The 1,651-nt window shown below is 42.5% G+C and carries 1 protein-coding gene; it reads left to right on the top strand.

Going from position 1 to position 1,651, the window contains the following annotated elements:
- Positions 1 to 1,115 precede the first annotated feature (1,115 nt).
- On the top strand, positions 1,116 to 1,651 hold a 536-nt coding region (locus R8N28_RS24215), incomplete at its 3' end, for a helix-turn-helix domain-containing protein (protein ID WP_318183545.1).

Here is a 1,651-nt window from a genome sequence, read left to right as displayed (position 1 = left end):
TAACGCATAGTAAAAATGCCACGCGTTGTGAATCCCTCTTGAACTGTTTGTTATGTTTAAGATTCAATACCTTACGTTCAACTGAACAGAAGTTTAAACCAACTTACTTTTGTAAACAAAAACCAAAAACCTAAAAACTGATTTAACTCATAAGCTTTTGTAAATTGAACTTGAGCTTTTAGAGCAGAAAATACAAAAAAAGTCTCACTTAGAGATTGAGCTAAATATCCTCACGTTAACTTGCTCCGAAATTCAATGAGGCAACTCTCCGAGTTTTTAGCGCCAAAGAATAAATGTCCAGAAAACAGCGCCCGACGATGCCAGTTTGCCGAAAGATAAAGACGGCATGACTTAGGTAGAAAAGAAAACCACAAGCTACTGATTTTATTTGATTAAACATAACGCCCTGCTAAGGGGTGAGCAATGCACTGCAAAAGCTACCGCACACCACCTTAATCACAAAACTCACCGCATGCTGAAAATGCCACGCATTGCGAATCCCTCTTAAGCAGTTTGTTAGCTTAAATTTCAGCACCTTAGATTTAGAAAAACTGAGATTAACCCGATTTGGCAAACCAACAAACCACTTGAGTTTTAAACCCCGAATTGATTCAAACTTTGTGGCCTTTCATGCGATTTGAAAACCCAAAAATTTTGACACATCATTTTCGAAGAACTCAAAGCGAAAGCAAAACTTCCAAAGCGACTTTGCGCCAAACTGGCTAACCTCGTGCAGCCCCAAAACCCAATTGAGGCAACAACTCAAAATTCACGTTGGCAAACAATGCTGATTTGCCGAAATAACCTGAACGAATTGCTAAAGGAAGAAAGAAAAAGCCACAAACAATTGATTTTAAATACTTTAAGCTAACGCCCGCTTAAGGGGCAGACAACGCTACTACCAACTTACCGCATAACACCATAATCACAAAAACCAACGCACAGTAAAAAATGCCACGCGTTGGCTGTCCCTCTTGAAGCGTTTGTTATAAGCGTGCTAAATAGCTGTTCCTAAATGTAGATCACCGGTGTGTAAAAAAGAAGGGAACTCGGTACCGTTTGAGCGATCTGATCAGTCGCCAAACATACAAACCCGCAACCGTTACCGAGTTCCCATGATTCTAACATTACCTGACCGCGCTGAACGACGTCGTATCACTAAAAAGATGCATAAAACTAAGGATAAAGACCATTGCCGACGCTTGAATGCCATATTGCTGCTTTCTCAAGGACATTCTGTTACCACAGTCTCGAAGATTCTGGTTGCAGCCCGCTCTTCTATAGGACGCTGGATTCACTGGTACACGGAATGCGGCATCGATGGCTTGGAAAGCTCAACTCGAGGCAGAGCCGCGACGCTTCCATTTCTTCAAATTGCCGCTGTATTGACCTCTTTACTCGCACTGAATCCTCAAAGTCTGGGATATCAGCGTTCACGTTGGAGTACCGAGCTAATGGCAATAGAAGTGAATCGGATATTTGGGTTTAACGTGCACTCATCGACCATTCGTCGATGGTTGCCTAAACTTGGGATTGTCTGGCGAAGAGCCTCTCCAACATTGCATATCAAAGATCCAGATAAAGAAGCCAAACTCGCCAGAATCAAAGAGGCATTAGCGCGTTGCGACGCCGACCATCCCGTGTTTTATGA

This window comes from Vibrio sp. Vb1554 (genome assembly GCF_033344235.1).
The sequence above is the reverse complement of the archived record's forward strand: the minus strand, read 5'-3'. Positions and strand labels throughout refer to the sequence as shown.